Origin of the sequence: Methanosphaera sp. ISO3-F5 (genome assembly GCF_034480035.2) — an archaeon.
In the GTDB taxonomy this organism is placed as follows: domain Archaea; phylum Methanobacteriota; class Methanobacteria; order Methanobacteriales; family Methanobacteriaceae; genus Methanosphaera.
The window spans coordinates 1085578-1103145 of the sequence record NZ_CP118753.2 but is presented as its reverse complement, the minus strand read 5'-3'; the positions used below and the strand labels follow the sequence as shown (position 1 = coordinate 1103145).

Below are 17568 nucleotides of genomic sequence, written 5' to 3'. Positions count from 1 at the left end.
ACAATTGATTATTCTAGGACATGTTCTATTCCTATGTTTAGAATTCCTATTACGTGGTCGTCAGCTAATGAGTATCTTGCCTGTTTTCCTTCTTTCATGTATTTTACAAGGTTTCTTTCTCTTAGTATTCTTAGTTGGTGTGATACTGCTGATTGGCTCATGCCTAGTGCTTCGCTGATGTCACATACGCATAGGTCTTCTTTTGTTAGTAAGGATAATATTTTTAGTCTTGTTGGGTTTCCGAATAGTTTGAATGTTTCGGCTAGTTCCATGTATGTATCCTGGTCTAGTAGTGCATTTTTTGCATTTTCTACCGATGCTTTGTGTATGACATTTATGTCACATGTTCCTTCATCACTTTCATAGATATTGTTTTGAATATTCATTTTTATCACGCTTTCTATTAGAATATTTCATTTTCTTAGCTTAAATAATTATATTATGTTAAGAGTAGTGTGTTATTTAGGGTATATGATTTTTTCAAGTATTATTGTTATTTTATTATATATTATTATTAATTTATATCTTTGAAAGTATAATCAATATTTTTATTTACAGAACTTTGAATACTTTTTGAATCAAATATAGGTAATTGTTATATTAATTTTTTTGGAAATGAATGTAGATATTAATTGAAAATAGGGATAAATTTATGAAAAATATAGTTTTTATAAAAACCTTTATATAATGCTAATTACAAAGCATTAAACATTGAATTATAGGAGAAAGATATTTATGGCAGAATTACCAATTGCACCAGTTAAAAGAATATTAAAAAATGCAGGTGCTGAAAGAATAAGTGATGACGCAGCAATAGAACTTGCAAACCTTCTTGAAGAAGAAGGAGAACAAATTGCAGCAAGAGCAACAAAACTTGCTAAACATGCTGGTCGTAAAACTATCACAGCTGATGATGTTAAATTAGCATTATAAATGTTTAAAGAAATATTTTAGGATGTTACTTTTACTAGTAACATCTAAATAAAATCTTTTGTTATTAAAACTATTTTTTATCAATTCATATTAGAAATAATATAGTATGACACTACTATTTTTTTATTGTTTTCGTATATTATTACTTGTTTCTTATAATATTATTTCATAATACTTATTGTTCCCATTTAAGATATATTTTATGGTATAATATCATATCTTGCTTTAAATAGGATCTATTATCCCCTTTAATCATATAAACTTTTTATAAGATAAGACTATAACCTATGAATATGTTTTTTGCAATTATATGCTTTTTCAGTAAGTATCTACTAAGGTATTCAATTTTTGTTAATGAAAAATAATTTTTTATAAACTTAAAATTTATTAGGCTTTTATAACATAATTTTAATTAGAGAATTATAATAAATTTGAGGAGTTATATGTATAAAAGAATTTTATTAACTAGTGACGGATCAAAAAATGCTGAAGCAGCTATTAAACATGCACTTCAAATTGCTTCAGACGAAAAGGCTGAACTAGTTTTATTACATGTTGTGGATAGAAGACACTTAACCAATATTCAAAAAGAAGATTATGGTAAATATAAAACTGTTGAAGAATATAGTGAAAAGGTTTTAAATGAATTTGAAGAAAAAGTTCTGAAAGTAGCTGAAATTCAGGAACAGAGTAATGTAAAAATACGTAAAATGGCACTTAGTGGTAAACCTTGTGATGTTATAATTGATTTATGTAAAAAAGAGAATATTGACATGATTGTAATTTCTAATAGTGGTAAAGGTGCTGTTGACAGATTTTTATTAGGTAGTGTTACTGAGAAAATTATCAGGGAAGCTCCAGTACCTGTTTTTGTTATTCCAGCTAATAAAGAATAATTTTTTTTAAACTTTTTTTTTATTAATGTCCTTTTAAATGTTTGATGATATTTAGTGTATTTTTTTTGTGTCTTGTTTTTTGATTAGATTATTATTTTAGTTTCATGTTTCATAAATATATATTAGTGATAATTTATGATACGTGAACCTTGTGTGTCTGGTCTTTTTTATGAGTCTGATAAGGATTTGCTGATTGGTCAGATTAAGAAATATTTTGAAAAAACTGATAATAAGGATGATGCTCATTTAGATAATGTTGTTAGTTGTGTAGTGCCCCATGCTGGTTATGTTTATTCGGGTTTAACCGCTTCTTATACTTTTAGTGAATTGTGTTGTCATGATTTACCTGATACTTTTATTATTTTAGGTCCTAATCATACTGGTTTTGGTACTAATATTGATGTTTGCAGTTATTCTGGATGGGAAACTCCTCTTGGTGTTGTTGATGTTGACACTGAGTTTGTTGAGGAGTTGTTGAATGTTGATGATAATGTTGTTGTTGATAATGCTGCTCATATGAGGGAGCATAGTATTGAGGTTGAGCTTCCTTTTATTCAGTATATTTGTGGTAGTCATAGTTTTAGGATTGTTCCTATTGTTATTAGCAGGCAAGTGCCTGAGTTGTGTGAGAATTTGGCTCGTAGTTTGGATAAGGTTATGTCTAAGTTGGGTCGTAAGTGTGTTGTTGTTGCCAGTACTGATTTAACTCATTATGAGGATGTTGATACTGCATTGTTCCTTGATGCTAAGGTTATGAAATCTGTTGAGTCTATGTGTATGGATGATATGGTAAATGATATTGTTGATTATGATATTACAATGTGTGGTTATGGGCCTGTTATTACTGCTGTTACTTTGGCTAAACTGCAGGATTATGATAGGAGTATTGTTTTAAATCATAGTACTAGTGGTGATGTATCTGGTGACTATGATTCTGTTGTGGGTTATATGTCTGCTGTTATAGGTAAATAATATATAATACAACAAATATAACAATAGTTATAAAAATAATAGGAAGAAAAAAAAATGACAAAATACGAAATAGACATAAACAAACTCAACCAAAACCCAAACAAATACCTAAAAGAAACCTTCGACCTACCCATATACGACGGAGACTACCAAGACATATACCAATACCTCATAGGACACTACTCAAAAACACAAATCACACTAAAAAACACAGAAAACATAGACCCCGACCTACTAGAAATATTCGAAGACGCAGCACAATACAACAACCTCATAAAAATCATAAAAGAATAAACAAATAAAAAACCCCTCACCACCCACCCCCATTAACTATTTAAAATAACCACCACAAAAAATAACATACTACTTCTAAAAATGTGATAACAAATGAAATGGAAAATTGGTAACATAAAAATAAAAAACCAAACAGTACTAGCACCAATGGCAGACATATGCGACCACACATACAGAAAAATAATAAAAAACATGAACTGCGGACTACTAGAAACAGAAATGATACACACAAACTCCATACTAAACCCCGACCACAAAACAAAGAAAAAAATGAAAATAACACAAGACGAAAAACCAATAGCAATACAACTACTCGGAAAACAACCCGACAAATACAAAGAAGCATCCAAATACATAGAAGAAAACATAAAACCAAGCATAATAGACATCAACATGGGATGCCCCGTAGACAAAATATGCCAAAAAGCAGAATCAGGAAGCGGACTACTAAGAAAACCAGAACTAATAAGACAAATAATAGAAAAAACAGTAGACTCAGTAAACATACCAGTTACAGCAAAAATAAGAAGCGGATGGGACCAACAACACATCAACGCAACAAAAATAGCAAAAATAATAGAAGAAGCAGGAGCAAGTGCAATAACAGTACATCCACGGACAAAAACACAACAATACTCCGGAAAATCAGACTGGAACATAATAAAACAAGTGAAAGAAAATGTAAACATACCAGTCATCGGAAACGGAGACATATGGACATGCTACGATGCAGAAAAAATGCTCCAAGAAACAAAATGTGATGCAATAATGATAGGACGAGGAGTACTAGGAAACCCATGGCTAATAAAACAAATAAACAACTACCTAGACCATAACAAAAAACCAGAAACAATAACAGCACAACAAAAAATAAACATGATCAAAAAACACACAGAACTATTACTAGAAGAAGAAAAAGATGAAAAAATAGCCATAATAAAAATCAGAAAACACGCATCATACTACATAAAAAAACTACCATTCAATGCAAGAATCAAAGAAAAAATATTTCAAACAAACACAAAAAAAGAATTATACACATTACTAGATAACTATCTAGAATCAATAGAAAAAAAGGAAAATAGATAAGAACCCATTCTTATCCACTAATAAATAGTATTATATTTTTAATTCGAAATCAGTAGGTTCTAAATCGAATTCTTCATCACTATTTAAGATACCTCTGTTTCTTAAAACTTGTCTAGCAAGTAACCAGTATACTAAAGCAATAGCTTTTCTACCTTTATTGTTAACAGGTATAGCTACATCAACATTTGATAAAAGGTTTTCTGTATCACATAATGCAACAACAGGAATACCGTTTTGTCTTGCTTCAATAACTGCTTGTGAGTCACTACGTGGGTCAGTAACAACTAATAATTTAGGTTCAATGAATTTTGAGTATCTAGGGTTTGTAAGTGTACCAGGAATAAATCTTCCAGGAATTGTTTTACAACCAGTTACTTCACCGAATTTTTTTACAGGTGCTTGACCATACTGTCTTGTACTTACTACGAGCACATCATCAGGATCATATTTTGATAATAATTTTGCTGCAATGAGAATTTTATCATTACTGCTTTTTACATCTAATACGTGAAGACCATCTGCTCTTACTCTGTATATGTATTTTTCCATATCTTTAGTTTTTTGTTGAGTACCTATGTGTAAACCTGCTGCAAGGTACTTATCTAATGGTATTAATAATTCAGACATTTTATTTACCTCTTAAAATATTCATTTTTTATTTAATAATAATTCGTTTTTAATATAATTAATATAAAACCCTGATAGCATCATAAGCACATACTTCCTGACATGCCAGACATCCTACACACTTAGAAATATCATAAACTAAACGCTCTGCGATTAAATCAAAGACATCCATAGGACAAATGTCCAGGCATTCAAGACAACCTATGTTATTACACTTATCATAGTTTATACTAATATCCATAATAACTCCATTATAAATCAGCCATCTTAGGATTTGGTAATTCTTCTTCGATTCTGACTAATTCATTAAGTTTTGCAATTCTTTCTCCACCAGCTGCTCCAGTTTTAATAATTGGTGCATTGAATGCTACTGCTATGTGTGCAATTGTTTCATCAGTAGTTTCACCAGATCTATGTGATACTACAGGAACATATTTGTTTGCTTTTGCTAATTGGATAGAGTTATAAGTATCTGTTAATGTACCTATCTGGTTAGGTTTAATGATTAAGGAATTTGCTGCTTTTGCTTCAATACCTTTTGCAAGAATTTCAGGGTTGGTTACAAATAAGTCGTCTCCACAGATTAAACAATATTTACCTGATTTTGCTGTTAATTCTGCAAATGCTTCGAAATCATTTTCTTGAATTGGGTCTTCTACATAGAAGAATTTGTATGTATCTACTAAGTCAGCAATGTAATCAATTTGTTCTTCAACAGTTCTTGAAGCACCTTCACGTTCATAGATGTATTTTTGTTCTTTTTCGTTCCAGAATTCACTACTTGCAACATCTAATCCTGGTCTTACTTCTACTCCTGTTTCATCAGTTATTTCTGTACATGAACTAGTTTGTATTTCTAATGCTTGTTCATTGGTAAGGTTTGGTGCCCATCCACCTTCGTCTCCTTTACCTCCAGTAAATGTACTGTCAGTTGCTTGGATTTTTTCTTTTATTCTTCTGTGGACGTTAATGTTTGTTTCCATTGCTTCTATTATGCTGGTTGCTCCTACTGGGATAACTAGGAATTCCTGTATATCAGGTGCGTTTGTACCAGCGTGTGCTCCACCATTTATCATGTTTCCTAGTGGGTATGGAATTGATACAGGCATTATTCCACCTAGGAATTTGTATAATGGTAAGTTATAACTTGAAGCTGCTGCTTTTGCTGTAGCCATGGATACTGCTACTGCTGTGTTTCCACCTATTGTTGAGAAGTTGTCTGTACCATCAATTTCTTTTAGTACTGTGTCTATTTCTCTTAGATCTTCTGCTTCCATTCCAATAATTTCTGATGATATTAAGTCTTCTACTTCAGCTATTACTTGGTCTACTCCACCTTCAGGGAAGGATGCAACTTCGTTTACTCCTGTACTTGCTCCACTAGGTGCTGCAGCTCTACCGAATCCGTTCCATGTTAATATGTCTGCTTCAACGGTTGGATTTCCTCTACTATCTATAATTTTTCTTAATCGTACGTCTTCAATTACACTATCCATAAAAAACACCTCTTTTTAAATGTAGAAATAGTTGTTCAATTAAAGGGCTATTTTTTTATCTGCTTATAAGTGTATAAATAAGAAAGTTTTTTTTCATACTCAGTGTATTAAAAATAAATAAAAAATTATTTGTATTCATCTTTAACTACTGCATCTAATGGAAGTACTCCTTCCTCATATTCACGTATGGCTATTTTAATTGTGTCTTCGTCTGGTTGGAATTCAACCATTGGTGTTGCACCCATTGAAATTTGAAGTGCTCGTGATCCAATTAATCTAGCTTTTTCAAATCTTGTATCTTTTCTAGATTGCATATTTCTTAAATGCTCCTTACTGGTATATATCCTATTCATCAACTTAACTAAAAAGTTTTCCCCCATACCTTAAAGGTAAAAAGGAGAGGAGTGCCTATTAAATAGGTAATGTTACCTTATTATTTTTAGCTCCCTTATTTAGTTTCCTAATAAAATGTTCCTTACCATACATCTACATGTGATATGAACATTCTTCTACAACAATATTTTGTAATTCCAAGATCATCTAGAACATCGTTTGGACTTTCACCATTTTCTGTTCTTTCCTTAAATTCATCAAAACTTGCTGAGATAACTTTTCCACACGAAAAACATCTTACGAGTAACATAAGAATTTACCTGTAACTTTTTTGTTTTCTAGCTCTTGCACCTGGTCCACCGAATTTTTTGGATTCTGTACGACGTGGGTCCCCTACTAACATTGTTCTGTCATATTGAACATATCTGTCTTTGAGGTTGATGTCACCAAAGTATTCTACTAAACCTTTAGCGATTACCATTCTTGCAGCTTCTGCTTGGCCCATTACTCCTCCACCAACTACTCTTACGTTGATGTCTACAGAGTTTACCATGTCACCTGCTAATTCTAATGGTTCGAATATTTTTAATCTTGCTAATTCTGGGTTGTATAATTCAACTGGTTTACGGTTAATTCTAACTTTTCCAGTTCCTTCTCTTACTGTACCTCTAGCAATAGCGGTTTTTCTTTTTCCACTAGTGTGTACTACTTTACTCATATTTTACACGACCTCTAGTTTTATTTAAAATTTAGCACCTAATAATTTAGAAATTGTACCTAATTCCATACTTTTCTGAATATTTTTAGGTTGTGCTTCTTTAACTTCCACTACTTCTTGTCCTTCTAACTCTTTTGGAACGCCTACGTTTACTTTTAAGTTTTTGTATGCTGTTCTTCCGTGAGCTTTTCTGTAAGGAATCATTCCTCTAACTGTTCTTCTGAATATATCATCTGGTCTTCTTGGGTATTTTGGACCTAAGTCTCTTGGGTTTGAGATACTTGCTCTGTCTACTCTTTGTTTGTATCTAGCGTAGAGAAAATCCTTGTTACCAGAGATGATTATTTTTTCAGCATTAATAATGGTGATTTCTTCACCGTTTAAGAGTCTTTTACTGACTGTACTTGCTAGTCTTCCAAGTACTAATCCTTCTCCATCAATAATTGTTACCATCTTAATCCACCTACTTTATGATTTTAACATTAGATCCTTTTGGATTTTCAGCCATTAGTTCATCAATTTTTAGGCATTTTCCGCCAGCAGCTACGATTTTCTTTTCTGCTTCTTGTGAGAATTTAAATGCTGCTACAGTTACTTTTTTGGTTATGTTACCTTCACCTAAAACTTTTGTTGGTACAAGTACTGTATCATCGTCGTCAGAATATTTGTCTATATGGTAAACATTTACTTCATTGTTTTTTCTATTAGCCCTTTTTAGCTCGTTAGCAACAGCTTTCCATATAGGAGCATCTTCTGCAGATGATTGTTTGGTGAGGGATTTGATTAAATCAATTGTATTAGGGTTAGTTTTTGATAATTTCATTTTAATTATTCCTCCTCATTAACAAAGTTTATAATATTATCTGCTTTTTCTGATAGTATATCACAAGCTATTGTTAGAACTTCCTCTGGTCTTAATGATCCGTCTGTTTCGATTTTGAATATATATTTCCCTTCTTCAAAGTCTATGGTTATGCCGTTATCATCTTTTTCTGATAATCTTTGACAGGTTCTGCATGTTGAACAGTTTTCCACATCATTATAGGTTAGTAATCCGTCTTCAATTTGTAACACGTTTCTTGGACATTCTTCAACGTATTCTTCTAGATCTGTTACTTTATCGTTGTCTATGATGATTTTTGGATAGTATTTGTATCCACATGTTGTTGTTGCCTGCCATTTTGCATGTTCGGAACCTAAACCAAGTTCTGCTATAGCTTCTAATTCAACTTCTTCGCCTTCTCGAAGTTCTACTATTGGTATTGTATCATAAACTGGTTTTATAGCTGGGTCGTCTGATTTTAGATCTTTTGAATATACTATTTTAGGACCTTTTTCTTTTAAAAGAAATGAAACACTACAACTTGAACAATGATTGTCACAGTCACATTCTGATTTAAATATGTAGGAGTTTAAATCTGTTTTGATTGGGATTAATCCTAATCTATGAGCTAGTACTTCATCGAACATTTTTGCATCGTTTTTGAAAATGTTAACATCTTCAATTGCAAGAGTAGGGATTTCCACTAGACATATTCTTCTAATTGTATTTATAAATGTGTCATCTACACCTTCAACTACAAATACAGCTCTTTCTTCATCCTTTTCTCTTATTTCTATATTCATACTATGACCCTTTTGTTAAAATACTTATACTCTTCTACCTCTTTTTCCACCTGGTCTACCAGTTCCGTCGTGAGGTATAGGAGTTACGTCTTCAATTTTACCAATTTTTATACCAGCTCTTGCTAATGCTCTTATTGTTGCTTGAGCACCAGGTCCCGGTGTTCTAGGACCGTTTCCACCAGAAGCTCGTACTTTAATATGGAGTCCAGCAATTCCTTTTTCTTTAATATCATCAGCTACTCTGTTTGCTGCTTCCATAGCTGCAAATGGTGATGATTCTTGTCTGTCAGAACGTACAACTTTTCCACCAGACCATTGTGTAATTGTTTCAGCACCAGTTATATCAGTTACGGTTATAATAGTGTTGTTAAATGATGAGTAAACGTGAGCTACACCCCATTTATCATTTTCTGCCATTTTATCACCTATAAATTATTTTTAGTAATTATAACATCTTGTGTTTATTCTTCGTCTGGTTCTTCTGCTGCTACTTCTTCTGTTTCTGCTTCTGCTTCTTGTGGAGCATCTACTTTATGTGCAACTGGTGAACCTGGATAGAAGTCTATGTTGTCTTCATCAGCTACTGCTACTAAGTGTCCTGGTGCGTTAATTTTTTTACCGTTTAGGGTAATGTGACCATGTACTACAAATAGTCTTGCTTCTTTAGCTGTTTGACTTAATCCTTTTCTGTGTACTAAACTTTGTAATCTTCTTCTTAGAACGTCTTCTACGTTTAAGTCTAATACTTCTTCTAGTTTAGCGTTAGGTGAGATAAATCCTAATCTTACAAGATGGTTTAATAATTCTGCTTCTTGTTGTTGTCTTTCGTCAACGTCCATACCTAAGATAATACGAGCATCTCTTCTGTATCTTTTTACTCTTGAGTCTGCTTTCCATATTTCTTTTTTATTTTTTAAACCATATTTTGCAGCTAATCTGTTTTCTTCTTGTATACGTTCTGCATTCCATGGATGTGATGGAGTGTCGTATTGTTTTCGTGGTTTTCTTGGATGTCCCATAATCAAATCTCCTTAATATTTTTTTATAAAAAAGTTTTGTTTTCTAAGTTTATCCTCTTGATCTGCTTACACCAACAGATGAACCGTGTCTAAATGTTGATTTAGTTCTTTGACCACGTACTGGTAGACCGACTTCGTGTCTTTTACCTTTGTAGCTTCTGATCATTTTCATTCTGTTGAGGTCATCACGTAATGTCATGTTTAAGTCAGATTCGATTAGGTGTTTTGTTTCACCAGTTTCGTAATCAAATCTTCTGTTTAAGAACCATTCAGGAATTCCGAATTCTTGAGGGTTTTCAAGTACTTCTTCGATTTTTTCAACTGATGCATCATCGATGTAACCTATTTGTTGTTCTTGATCTAGATCTAAAACTTTACATATAGCTATTGCGAATGCTTTACCTATTCCTCTGATTTCGGTTAAAGCTGATGCAATTGTTTTGCTTCCGTCTACGTCTTTACGAGTAATACGGACCATATGTCTAAATTCTTCTTCAGCCATTTGAATTCTCCTTTTTATCATATAATTAAAAAACTAGATTAATCTAATATTTGTGTGAAGTAATTTCTATTATAAGAAAAAATAAGCTTTGAATTATTATAATTATTATAAAATTTATCATTGAAATGTGTTATTTATCTAGTTAATCAATTCGGAATTAATCTAGTCAAAACAGTATCCTGTTTATGTTGTGATTAAAAATAATAAATAAATCGTTAAAAAGTAGTTAATTTTTTAATGAATTTTCAAGATATTAATTTAAAATAATTATAAGCGCCGAGACTGGGATTTGAACCCAGGAGGGCGGATGCCCACAAGATTTCCAGTCTTGCGCCTTACCAAGCTAGACTATCTCGGCATATATCTGCGTATAATTATTTTAACTGTTCTTTTAAAACAATAATATCTATCTTCTCGAATATAAATTCTTCCCAAATAGTCTCATCTTTTAATAACTAATAGAAAAGACAATATATTCGATGTTACAGAGAGTGTACTCTATTTTATTCATAATATTTTTACATAGCCAAAGCTAATCTATGTAAAACTTTGTTATACTATTATATTTTCCAATAATAATATGTTAATATTGACCTCGCCCATAATACGCATATTACAGGTTCTACAGTTAATTAAAAAATGTTATTGTGCTATTTGAAGAATAATCATATACGAAAAAAATATGTTTTATTATTTTTTTCCTATGCTATTACTTCCACATCTTAGGATATGTATTTGGTAGTATAAATACTTTTTGTATATTTACCACTATTTTAGTATCCATATCTACTATGTCATCCGCACTATATAAACTTTTCCCCATAGCCAGTAGCTCATCCTTAAGTGTCATCACTGCAACCATGTTATTTTCATGTATCTGATTGTTAAGTTTTACTATTCCAGTACTGGCCAGACTTGCTCCATGACATATTGCATCCACGGCTGAATCCTTTACATATACCTTTTTCACGTATTTAGTTGTATGTTCCATTGGTTGAATAATTTCTCTTAGGTACTTTTCGTCTCCATCTTCCTTGTAGAAGTGGTAAGCGTCTGTAACATCCTGTAGTGTTGTCAGTGTTTCATCTTCCTTGAATGATCCTGCCATTGTTCTTCTTAGTTCTGCCATGTGTGCTCCACAGCCCAGTGCTTCTCCTATGTCATGGCAGTATTTTCTTATGTATGTTCCTGATTCACATTTTATCCTGAAAAGTACATCTTGATTGTCTCTTATTTCTAATAGTTTAATCTCATAAATATTACGTACTCTTAATTCACGTTTTACCGCTGATTTAACTGGAGGTATTTGATAAATCTTACCAGTAAATTCGTCAAGTATTTCAATTATACGTTCTTCACTTATTGGTTTATGTAATCTCATAAGACATACATATTCCTTGGGTGAAAAAAGCAGAAATTGTAAACTTTTGGTGGCAGTATTCATAGCAACAGGAAGAACACCCGTAACCTTAGGATCAAGAGTACCACCATGACCAGTCTTATCAACATGCATAATATCCTTCACCCAATTATCCACCTCATGACTAGTAGGACCAGAAGGCTTATCAACATTAATAATACCCTTATTAATATGCTCTTCTAAAGTCCTCTCAGAAGGTGGACAACCATAACTATAATCAGTATCAGCTTCTTGTTTAAAATCATAATCAACCATAGAAAACCAAATCCTAAAATAAATTATAATAATATATATGATAACAAGTGATTAAAGAATTTTATTAAAAAAGGGCTTTGTAGAAAACCTATATTTTTATCATATTTCGCAAAAAAATTTCTATTTTAATCGATTATTTTCTAAAAATTCAAGTAATACTTTGATAAAAATAGATTATTACAGTTATTGCGTGGTTGTTCAGAATCCGGTTGATACTTTTTTAAAACAACAATTTAAATATTCTTAAATTTAAATTAAATAATTATTTAGTTTTTATTTAATATATAAAAAATGATAAACTTCTTTTTTCTAAAATTAATTAAAATAAAAGCTTGATTAATTAAATTAATAGTTTTAAGATACTTTTAATTAAATAGGTTCTATAAATGTTTAATTGATATAAAAAGAAAGATTTAAGCTTAAATTTTAATAATCCGAGATATACTATGTTTATTATATAATATGCTCCCGATTATTTTATTATTTCTTAAAATAAGCTCATAAAATAGTATATATAGGATGTGGAGTAATATATACTATTATGAAACAAACTCTCAACTCCACTGAAGATAATATGTTTGAACTTGATATTATTTTTTGTGGTAAAACTAATGAAGTTCAAGTTTATGAAGATTGTCAAACACGTGTTTTTGAAGATATTATTGATATAGCTTTACAAGAAGGCCTACCAGTACGTGTTATTAAACGTAATCCTATTTGTAAGGTCTGTAAAAAACCATTAGCGTGTAATGGTACTAAAAGTATTCGATTAAATAAAAATGTGGAAGTTAAATATCAAAAATATATTCATAATCAGTGTGAAAAAAGCAGTTGTATAAGCTCCCTTATTAAGTTTAAAGATAAATTCTGTAGTTATATGAGAAGTATCTGTAATAAAGGAATAATAAAATCATTAATTGGATATTCATCATATCAAAATAAAAAAGAAAGTATTTATGATCAGTATGAAGTACAGATACCACGTAACACTATTTTATATCATGAACAAAAATATACTAATGACTTACTGAATTATCTGGCATCACAACAATATCAAAAAATTAAAGAAATGAACATACAACCCTCAGGAGTTTATTCATATGACGAACAGTACGTTTTTATTAAAAGAAAACTCTACCTACGGATGACATTAATAGATTATCTGAATAAACTCATAATGTACGAATACATAGTAGCCCAGGACGAATTTAATGATAACACTATACAAAACTTCTTAGAAACAGCAATAAACACCCAACCACTCAAAGCAATAATAACCGATGGAAGAAAAAGCTACAAAACAATAATAGAAGCAACCGGAGCAATACACCACAGATGCTACTTCCACTTAATGAAAAACCTAATGACACCACTAAACAAACACACCAACAAAATACGAAGAAAAAACAAAACAATAGAAGAACAAATCAACAGTAAAACAACAAAAATAAAAAACATAGAACAAAACAAAAAGAAATACGCCGGACGCATACCTTTAAAAGATAAAAAAACAAACACACAAATACAAAAAATTAAAACACTAACAAAAGCAATATCCACACACAAAAAAGAAATACGACAAAACAATAAACAACTAAAGAAAATACAATATGACATAGAACGCATACAAAAAATATTCACAGCAAAAACATACAAAGAAGCCAAAAGACGATTCAACACCATACACAACCAAAAAAAAGGAATAAACAAACACATAACAAAATTTCTAGAAAAAATCAAACCCGAACTAGAAACCATGTTAAACCACTTGCTTGATGAAGAAATACCAGCAACCAACAACACAGTAGAAAACTACTACCGAACCACACTACCCCGAAGCCAAAAAAGAATCTATAAAACACTACAAGGACTCAAAAAAGCAATAAAAATAGCACAAATACGCTGGACACACCGCAACGTACTAAAAGAAACAGACAACATAGATCTAAACACATACATCTAAAAAAAAATCCCAAAACAACACTAAATTTATAAGCCCCTAATTAACTGCACACAATAACTCTCTCTCTCAAAACTACACAAAAACAAACAACAATAAAAACAAAACGAAACAAAGAACACACTCTTTTTTGTAAATAAACCCAATCATACACTCTAAAAACACACAACTTCAAACACAAAAAAGAAAAATCAGAATCAAACATCAACCGGATTCTGAACAACCACTTATTGCAAGTGTAAATTAATTTTTACAGAATAATAATTAACTAAAAAGTAATACAAGATAAAATAAGTATTTATAATAGAAATAGAATAGATATAATTATGCAAACAGAAAATATCTATTCTATAAATAATTATTTGAATTCTAGACAACTTAAACTTTTCGATTTTGGACTTTCAAGACAGAAAACTCCTTCTTTACTACAATTATCAAAAATTGAAAAAGTAGATTTAACTGGTAATATGATGTTAGATTTTGTTTTAACAGCATATAATTATGCTAAAATAAAATTTAATAAGTATTCCTCAATTTATTCTAAACAAAAATACACATTACCTCAGTTATTTGCAATTTTAGCATATAAAACATATAATAAATATGATTATATGAACACTATAAACAATTTATCATTATCAGACAAATTACCGAAAGTTTTAAACCTTAAAACTATTCCACATTACACTACTATTCAAAAATTCTTTAAAAAACTATCTGTTGAAAAATTAAAAGAAATTGATAGATTATTATTACAACATTTCCCAGTTTCTGAATGTTATTTCAGTTTAGACGGAACAGGATTCACCAATTCATATTCTGACCTATATTATAATAACAGAACCCAAAAAAAACAAGACGTAGCTACATAAAAAACCACATAACTGTGGACTCAGAATACATGTTAATAAGACACAATAATGCTATAAAAGGACCAAAATATGATACAAACTTCGCAATAAGTGCAATTAGAGCTATAAGATGTTATAATCCTACATACATATTAGCTGATAAAGCTTATGATACTGAACTAATTAAACAAACGATTGTTGAAGAAACTACAGCATTGCTTCAAATACCAGTTAAAACAAGACAAAAAAGTGGTACATACAGGTCAAAATGCAGAACAATATTCAGACCACAAGTATACAGATTCAGAAACCAAGTAGAAGGAGTAAACAGTGTAGAAAAAAGAAAATTCCGCGGAATAAACAACAGTAGAAGTACTACATTACAAATAAAAGAAACAAAACTTAAAAATGTATTCTACAATATTTACAGATCGATTCAAATTGTACAAAAATAGGGATTTCTACAGAGCCATAATTTTTTAAAAGAAGGGCCCTGTAGAAATCATATGAATAAAGTGTGAAAAGTAATACTTTTTATCAAAATATTTAAATACTATTATCAAAAATAATTATTAACTATACAATAAGTAATAATTTATTATCTATTTTTAAATATTTTATTATTTGGTGTATTTTTTTGATAGTTGTTATGTATAAGAGTTTTGTTGTTCGTATTTATCCTGATGAGGTTCAGGAGAATTTTTTCACTAATCAGTTTGGTTGTTGTCGGTTTGTTTTTAATACTTTTCTGGATGCCAAAAAGAAAGTATATACTGAAAATGGGGAGTATTTGTCTTTTTATGATTGTTCAGCTAATGTTAACTGAGCTAAAAAAGTCTAAAATTTGGTTAAAACGAGTTGATTCCACAGGTTTAATTGAATCATTGAAAAATTTAGAAAATGCATTTAACAGATTCTTTAACCAAATCAGCAAGTATCCACGCCATAAAAATAAATATAATCCAGTACAATCTTATAAAACCAATAATATCAATAACAATATCAGAATTAAGGACAAATTTATTCGTCTTCCTAAGGTAGGTTGGATCCGATTTCGTACCCATCAAAAGATAACTGGCCAAATACAATCTGTAACTGTTAAAAGAAAAGCATCAGGCAAATATTTTATTTCTATTTTATGTAAAAATGTTACAAGACATATTTTTAAGAGTAATAATCGTAGTTGTGGTATAGATTTGGGAGTATCACGTTTTGTCACAATAAACACGGGCAAAATAATACCTTTCCCACAACAAAACAAAATCGCACAGCTAAATAATAGAATACGAAGATTACAAAGAAAAATATCCAAGAAAGAATTTGGCAGCAAAAACTATAATAAAATCAAAAAGAAAATAGCACAAACCTATGAAAAAATACATAACATACTAGACTATCACTTCTATAAGATAGCACAACAATTAACAGAAAAATACCAAGTAATCTGCATGGAAACACTAAACATCAAAGGTATGCTAAAAAACAGCAGACTATCCAAGAGTATACAAGAAAAATCATGGCACATGTTCACAAAAATAATAGAACAAAAAGCATACGAACACGGACGAACACTAATACACATAAACCAATGGTACCCATCCAGCAAAACATGCAACAACTGTCAATACTACAATGAAGACTTAACGCTAAACAACCGAACATGGACATGCACCCAATGTGGTAACAAACACGACAGAGACATAAACGCAGCCAAAAACATACACCATGAAGGATTAAAAAAAATCAAACAAAATCATTATTAATCACACATTAATTTATATGAACCGAGGGTTTCCCGGAGATCGCCTGTACCACTTACTATGCTTAGCATTAGCGGCAATTAGGCAGGAATCAAATGAAAAATACAATTACTCAATATGAGTGAGAATTGTATTATGATGAAGAAAGGAGAATATTGAAATAAAATATTTCCCTCTGTAAAAATACTATATTTGGGTTATTACTCATATTTCCCTCAAAGCAAGGTTTTCTACAGAGCCTAAAAAAGCATAAAAACAATTACATTATACTTCAAAGAAATAGGAGTTATAATAATTCATACACCTCATATAATAAAGCATCTACACTTAAATTAGTTATACCTGTTTAATTCAAAAATCATCAAATGTAATAGATTAAATATAAATATTAATTAATTATATTATGTTAGGAGAGTTAGTTAAATGGCTAAAGAATTTAAGAGAGAAAATCTTCTATTTTCATTATGTGGACTAAACTGTAGTCTATGTCCACTATTTATTAGAAAAGAATGCACCGGATGTATCGAGGGAAGTATGTGTTACAAACTATGTACCTTCGCACCATGCAGCATAGAACACGAAGGAGTAGAATACTGTTTTGAATGCAAAGAATATCCATGCGACAAATACGAGGATGTGGAAAAACATGACTCACTAATTTCACACATAAACCAAAAAATCGACATGGAAAAAGCAATGACAATGGGAATAGAAAAATATAACCAGGAAGCCAAAAAGTTGAAATATTACATAAATTTCTGGAAGAATATAATCCGAACAATGATAAAGAAGTATTCTTCTGCACAGCAGTAAACCT

At 30.7% G+C, this 17568-nt stretch carries 25 protein-coding genes and 1 tRNA gene; 11 read left to right on the top strand and 15 right to left on the bottom strand.

Features of this window, described 5'->3' with window-relative positions:
* Positions 1 to 8: 8 nt before the first annotated feature.
* Positions 9 to 386, bottom strand: coding sequence for a metalloregulator ArsR/SmtB family transcription factor (locus tag PXD04_RS16675; RefSeq protein WP_323735946.1), 378 nt, complete (start codon positions 384 to 386; stop codon positions 9 to 11).
* Between the two features lie 349 nt (positions 387 to 735).
* Between PXD04_RS16675 and PXD04_RS16670 the strand changes: the two genes are divergently transcribed.
* The 5 genes from PXD04_RS16670 (at position 736) to dusB (ending at position 4184) form a co-directional block, all read left to right on the top strand.
* Positions 736 to 933, top strand: coding sequence for a histone family protein (locus PXD04_RS16670; protein WP_323735945.1), 198 nt, complete (start codon positions 736 to 738; stop codon positions 931 to 933).
* A 443-nt stretch (positions 934 to 1376) separates the two neighbouring features.
* Entirely contained in the window at positions 1377 to 1829 is a 453-nt protein-coding gene (locus PXD04_RS16665) for a universal stress protein (RefSeq protein WP_323735944.1), read from the top strand.
* Between the two features lie 135 nt (positions 1830 to 1964).
* Positions 1965 to 2801 carry an AmmeMemoRadiSam system protein B gene (amrB, locus tag PXD04_RS16660; RefSeq protein ID WP_323735943.1) on the top strand — a complete coding sequence of 279 codons (837 nt, stop codon included), beginning with the start codon at positions 1965 to 1967 and terminating at the stop codon, positions 2799 to 2801.
* A 54-nt stretch (positions 2802 to 2855) separates the two neighbouring features.
* Positions 2856 to 3095: a hypothetical protein gene (locus tag PXD04_RS16655; RefSeq protein ID WP_323735942.1), complete on the top strand. Its 240-nt coding sequence runs from the start codon at positions 2856 to 2858 to the stop codon at positions 3093 to 3095.
* A 93-nt stretch (positions 3096 to 3188) separates the two neighbouring features.
* Positions 3189 to 4184, top strand: a complete 996-nt coding sequence (gene dusB, locus PXD04_RS16650) for a tRNA dihydrouridine synthase DusB (protein WP_323735941.1) — start codon at positions 3189 to 3191, stop codon at positions 4182 to 4184.
* Positions 4185 to 4214: 30 nt separating this feature from the next.
* Here dusB and rpsB read toward each other — a convergent pair whose 3' ends face one another.
* The 14 genes from rpsB to PXD04_RS16580 all read right to left on the bottom strand — a co-directional run bounded on the left by rpsB (position 4215) and on the right by PXD04_RS16580 (position 12180).
* A complete protein-coding gene (gene rpsB / locus PXD04_RS16645) occupies positions 4215 to 4811 on the bottom strand; it encodes a 30S ribosomal protein S2 (protein ID WP_323735940.1) in 597 nt (198 codons plus the stop codon).
* A gap of 58 nt (positions 4812 to 4869) precedes the next feature.
* Positions 4870 to 5052: an indolepyruvate ferredoxin oxidoreductase subunit alpha gene (locus PXD04_RS16640; protein WP_323735939.1), complete on the bottom strand. Its 183-nt coding sequence runs from the start codon at positions 5050 to 5052 to the stop codon at positions 4870 to 4872.
* Positions 5053 to 5062: 10 nt separating this feature from the next.
* Positions 5063 to 6307 carry a phosphopyruvate hydratase gene (gene eno, locus PXD04_RS16635; protein ID WP_323735938.1) on the bottom strand — a complete coding sequence of 415 codons (1245 nt, stop codon included), beginning with the start codon at positions 6305 to 6307 and terminating at the stop codon, positions 5063 to 5065.
* 125 nt (positions 6308 to 6432) lie between these two features.
* Complete coding sequence (locus PXD04_RS16630; RefSeq protein ID WP_409988277.1) at positions 6433 to 6621, bottom strand: DNA-directed RNA polymerase subunit K; 189 nt, start codon at positions 6619 to 6621, stop codon at positions 6433 to 6435.
* 161 nt (positions 6622 to 6782) lie between these two features.
* A complete protein-coding gene (locus PXD04_RS16625) occupies positions 6783 to 6950 on the bottom strand; it encodes a DNA-directed RNA polymerase subunit N (RefSeq protein WP_323735937.1) in 168 nt (55 codons plus the stop codon).
* Between the two features lie 6 nt (positions 6951 to 6956).
* Positions 6957 to 7358, bottom strand: a complete 402-nt coding sequence (locus PXD04_RS16620; protein ID WP_323735936.1) for a 30S ribosomal protein S9 — start codon at positions 7356 to 7358, stop codon at positions 6957 to 6959.
* A 24-nt stretch (positions 7359 to 7382) separates the two neighbouring features.
* Positions 7383 to 7811: a 50S ribosomal protein L13 gene (locus PXD04_RS16615; protein WP_323735935.1), complete on the bottom strand. Its 429-nt coding sequence runs from the start codon at positions 7809 to 7811 to the stop codon at positions 7383 to 7385.
* A gap of 10 nt (positions 7812 to 7821) precedes the next feature.
* Positions 7822 to 8181: a 50S ribosomal protein L18e gene (locus PXD04_RS16610; protein WP_409988276.1), complete on the bottom strand. Its 360-nt coding sequence runs from the start codon at positions 8179 to 8181 to the stop codon at positions 7822 to 7824.
* 5 nt (positions 8182 to 8186) lie between these two features.
* Positions 8187 to 8984, bottom strand: coding sequence for a DNA-directed RNA polymerase subunit D (locus PXD04_RS16605; RefSeq protein WP_323735934.1), 798 nt, complete (start codon positions 8982 to 8984; stop codon positions 8187 to 8189).
* Positions 8985 to 9008: 24 nt separating this feature from the next.
* Entirely contained in the window at positions 9009 to 9401 is a 393-nt protein-coding gene (locus PXD04_RS16600; protein ID WP_292475138.1) for a 30S ribosomal protein S11, read from the bottom strand.
* A 44-nt stretch (positions 9402 to 9445) separates the two neighbouring features.
* Positions 9446 to 10003, bottom strand: coding sequence for a 30S ribosomal protein S4 (locus PXD04_RS16595; protein WP_323735933.1), 558 nt, complete (start codon positions 10001 to 10003; stop codon positions 9446 to 9448).
* A 49-nt stretch (positions 10004 to 10052) separates the two neighbouring features.
* A complete protein-coding gene (locus PXD04_RS16590) occupies positions 10053 to 10505 on the bottom strand; it encodes a 30S ribosomal protein S13 (RefSeq protein WP_323735932.1) in 453 nt (150 codons plus the stop codon).
* A 274-nt stretch (positions 10506 to 10779) separates the two neighbouring features.
* Positions 10780 to 10863: transfer RNA gene (locus PXD04_RS16585), tRNA-Ser, on the bottom strand.
* A 351-nt stretch (positions 10864 to 11214) separates the two neighbouring features.
* Positions 11215 to 12180 (bottom strand): RNA-guided pseudouridylation complex pseudouridine synthase subunit Cbf5, encoded by a 966-nt coding sequence (locus PXD04_RS16580; RefSeq protein WP_323735931.1) that lies wholly within the window; start codon positions 12178 to 12180, stop codon positions 11215 to 11217.
* 541 nt (positions 12181 to 12721) lie between these two features.
* Here PXD04_RS16580 and PXD04_RS16575 point away from each other — a divergent pair.
* The 6 genes from PXD04_RS16575 to PXD04_RS16550 all read left to right on the top strand — a co-directional run bounded on the left by PXD04_RS16575 (position 12722) and on the right by PXD04_RS16550 (position 17564).
* A complete protein-coding gene (locus PXD04_RS16575) occupies positions 12722 to 14143 on the top strand; it encodes a hypothetical protein (protein ID WP_323735930.1) in 1422 nt (473 codons plus the stop codon).
* 323 nt (positions 14144 to 14466) lie between these two features.
* A complete protein-coding gene (locus tag PXD04_RS16570; protein ID WP_323735929.1) occupies positions 14467 to 15012 on the top strand; it encodes a hypothetical protein in 546 nt (181 codons plus the stop codon).
* A 29-nt stretch (positions 15013 to 15041) separates the two neighbouring features.
* Entirely contained in the window at positions 15042 to 15446 is a 405-nt protein-coding gene (locus PXD04_RS16565) for a transposase (protein ID WP_323735928.1), read from the top strand.
* Positions 15447 to 15628: 182 nt separating this feature from the next.
* Entirely contained in the window at positions 15629 to 15817 is a 189-nt protein-coding gene (locus PXD04_RS16560) for a helix-turn-helix domain-containing protein (protein WP_323735927.1), read from the top strand.
* On the top strand, positions 15792 to 16754 hold the full coding sequence (locus PXD04_RS16555; RefSeq protein WP_323735926.1) for an RNA-guided endonuclease TnpB family protein: 963 nt from the start codon (positions 15792 to 15794) through the stop codon (positions 16752 to 16754). The genes PXD04_RS16560 and PXD04_RS16555 overlap by 26 nt, the downstream gene beginning before the upstream one ends.
* A gap of 420 nt (positions 16755 to 17174) precedes the next feature.
* On the top strand, positions 17175 to 17564 hold the full coding sequence (locus PXD04_RS16550; protein WP_323735925.1) for a DUF3795 domain-containing protein: 390 nt from the start codon (positions 17175 to 17177) through the stop codon (positions 17562 to 17564).
* The last annotated feature ends 4 nt before the right edge of the window (positions 17565 to 17568 follow it).

What these genes read in the sequence shown, in the direction of transcription:
- PXD04_RS16675 (WP_323735946.1), bottom strand. Translation starts at nt 386, where the DNA reads ATGAATATTCAAAACAATATCTATGAAAGTGATGAAGGAACATGTGAC.
- PXD04_RS16670 (WP_323735945.1), top strand. Translation starts at nt 736, where the DNA reads ATGGCAGAATTACCAATTGCACCAGTTAAAAGAATATTAAAAAATGCA.
- PXD04_RS16665 (WP_323735944.1), top strand. Translation starts at nt 1,377, where the DNA reads ATGTATAAAAGAATTTTATTAACTAGTGACGGATCAAAAAATGCTGAA.
- amrB (WP_323735943.1), top strand. Translation starts at nt 1,965, where the DNA reads ATGATACGTGAACCTTGTGTGTCTGGTCTTTTTTATGAGTCTGATAAG.
- PXD04_RS16655 (WP_323735942.1), top strand. Translation starts at nt 2,856, where the DNA reads ATGACAAAATACGAAATAGACATAAACAAACTCAACCAAAACCCAAAC.
- dusB (WP_323735941.1), top strand. Translation starts at nt 3,189, where the DNA reads ATGAAATGGAAAATTGGTAACATAAAAATAAAAAACCAAACAGTACTA.
- rpsB (WP_323735940.1), bottom strand. Translation starts at nt 4,811, where the DNA reads ATGTCTGAATTATTAATACCATTAGATAAGTACCTTGCAGCAGGTTTA.
- PXD04_RS16640 (WP_323735939.1), bottom strand. Translation starts at nt 5,052, where the DNA reads ATGGATATTAGTATAAACTATGATAAGTGTAATAACATAGGTTGTCTT.
- eno (WP_323735938.1), bottom strand. Translation starts at nt 6,307, where the DNA reads ATGGATAGTGTAATTGAAGACGTACGATTAAGAAAAATTATAGATAGT.
- PXD04_RS16630 (WP_409988277.1), bottom strand. Translation starts at nt 6,621, where the DNA reads ATGCAATCTAGAAAAGATACAAGATTTGAAAAAGCTAGATTAATTGGA.
- PXD04_RS16625 (WP_323735937.1), bottom strand. Translation starts at nt 6,950, where the DNA reads ATGTTACTCGTAAGATGTTTTTCGTGTGGAAAAGTTATCTCAGCAAGT.
- PXD04_RS16620 (WP_323735936.1), bottom strand. Translation starts at nt 7,358, where the DNA reads ATGAGTAAAGTAGTACACACTAGTGGAAAAAGAAAAACCGCTATTGCT.
- PXD04_RS16615 (WP_323735935.1), bottom strand. Translation starts at nt 7,811, where the DNA reads ATGGTAACAATTATTGATGGAGAAGGATTAGTACTTGGAAGACTAGCA.
- PXD04_RS16610 (WP_409988276.1), bottom strand. Translation starts at nt 8,181, where the DNA reads ATGAAATTATCAAAAACTAACCCTAATACAATTGATTTAATCAAATCC.
- PXD04_RS16605 (WP_323735934.1), bottom strand. Translation starts at nt 8,984, where the DNA reads ATGAATATAGAAATAAGAGAAAAGGATGAAGAAAGAGCTGTATTTGTA.
- PXD04_RS16600 (WP_292475138.1), bottom strand. Translation starts at nt 9,401, where the DNA reads ATGGCAGAAAATGATAAATGGGGTGTAGCTCACGTTTACTCATCATTT.
- PXD04_RS16595 (WP_323735933.1), bottom strand. Translation starts at nt 10,003, where the DNA reads ATGGGACATCCAAGAAAACCACGAAAACAATACGACACTCCATCACAT.
- PXD04_RS16590 (WP_323735932.1), bottom strand. Translation starts at nt 10,505, where the DNA reads ATGGCTGAAGAAGAATTTAGACATATGGTCCGTATTACTCGTAAAGAC.
- PXD04_RS16580 (WP_323735931.1), bottom strand. Translation starts at nt 12,180, where the DNA reads ATGGTTGATTATGATTTTAAACAAGAAGCTGATACTGATTATAGTTAT.
- PXD04_RS16575 (WP_323735930.1), top strand. Translation starts at nt 12,722, where the DNA reads ATGAAACAAACTCTCAACTCCACTGAAGATAATATGTTTGAACTTGAT.
- PXD04_RS16570 (WP_323735929.1), top strand. Translation starts at nt 14,467, where the DNA reads ATGCAAACAGAAAATATCTATTCTATAAATAATTATTTGAATTCTAGA.
- PXD04_RS16565 (WP_323735928.1), top strand. Translation starts at nt 15,042, where the DNA reads ATGTTAATAAGACACAATAATGCTATAAAAGGACCAAAATATGATACA.
- PXD04_RS16555 (WP_323735926.1), top strand. Translation starts at nt 15,792, where the DNA reads ATGATTGTTCAGCTAATGTTAACTGAGCTAAAAAAGTCTAAAATTTGG.
- PXD04_RS16550 (WP_323735925.1), top strand. Translation starts at nt 17,175, where the DNA reads ATGGCTAAAGAATTTAAGAGAGAAAATCTTCTATTTTCATTATGTGGA.